The sequence below is a fragment of the Variovorax sp. E3 genome, assembly GCF_016082275.1.
Taxonomy (GTDB): Bacteria; Pseudomonadota; Gammaproteobacteria; order Burkholderiales; family Burkholderiaceae_C; genus Variovorax.
In genome coordinates this window covers 1-947 of sequence record NZ_MOWM01000353.1, presented here as the reverse complement: position 1 = coordinate 947, position 947 = coordinate 1, and the positions used below count along the sequence as shown (strand labels likewise).

Sequence of the window (947 nt, the reverse complement as noted above, 5' to 3'; positions counted from 1 at the left end):
GCCACGCCACCACGGCCGCCACGTCGGCGCAGCGCAGCGCCTGCTCGCAGGCCCACAGCCGCGCGGGCGGCGCGTCGCTCTTGACCCACATCAGCGCCTCCACCGGCAGCCCCTGCGCCGCGAGCGCGGCTGCGCAGGGCTCGTAAGGCGCGCCGATCAGCACCACCGGCCCGCCGCGCGTGGCCACCGCTTGCGCCAGCGCGGGCAGCAGCAGCCGCCAGACATGGGCTTCGGGCGCGGCCTGCAGCAGCTCCGTCATTGCGCCGACCGGCCAGCCGCCCCCCGGCAACTCCGCGTCGAGCGCGGCGTGGCCGGTGGCCGTGACCTGCGCGTCGGCCAGGCCGAGTTCGTCGGCATGCCAGACGCCACGGCCCGCGGCAGCGGAAAAGGAGTCGAGGAAAGGGAGGCCCATGGTGAAGACTGTTACCTGTATTTTTATACAGTATTCAGCGGGCCGCGACAAGAAAGCTGTTTTTCTTCGTCACGGGGAATTTCCTATTCCTTCAGGTCATGCGAAGGCGCCCAGAAGTCGTTTGAGCCGCGCCCGCCGCTTCGCTCCAATGGACCCGTCCAAAGGAGCCCACCGCATGACCACACCGAGCACCGTCACCGCAGGCCTGAACTACCTCCAGCCGTCCGCCCTGCGCCCCGTCAGCTACGCCTTCGAGCCGCCGCCGGGCACGCCCTGGGAAAGCGGCAGCTACGCGCTGCGCCCCGTGCCCATCGCGGACGCCCGCGCCGCCGCCGCGCCGCCCGACATCGAGCGCGAAGGCTTCGTGCTGCGCGATGCACCCACTGCCGTGCGCGACTTCCTCGACGACGCGCGGGTCACGGCCGTCTACCACCGCGAGGTGGCCGAGCTCGCGCTCGCCGTCACGGGCGGCACGCGCGCGCATGTCTTCGACCACCTGGTTCGCCGCCGCGAGGCGACCGCGCCGCGCTGAGCT

The 947-nt window shown here is 72.0% G+C and carries 1 protein-coding gene and 1 pseudogene; one reads left to right on the top strand and one right to left on the bottom strand.

Translation table 11 applies throughout. The annotated features are described in order from the left end of the window. Positions 1-412: pseudogene (locus BMG07_RS40815) on the bottom strand (hypothetical protein); the annotation flags it as partial. A 175-nt stretch (positions 413-587) separates the two neighbouring features. Between BMG07_RS40815 and BMG07_RS40810 the strand changes: the two are divergent. After that, on the top strand, positions 588-944 hold the full coding sequence (locus BMG07_RS40810; protein ID WP_198089226.1) for a CmcJ/NvfI family oxidoreductase: 357 nt from the start codon (positions 588-590) through the stop codon (positions 942-944). The last annotated feature ends 3 nt before the right edge of the window (positions 945-947 follow it).

Coding starts and splice junctions, on each gene's coding strand:
- BMG07_RS40810 (WP_198089226.1), top strand. CDS start 588: ATGACCACACCGAGCACCGTCACCGCAGGCCTGAACTACCTCCAGCCG.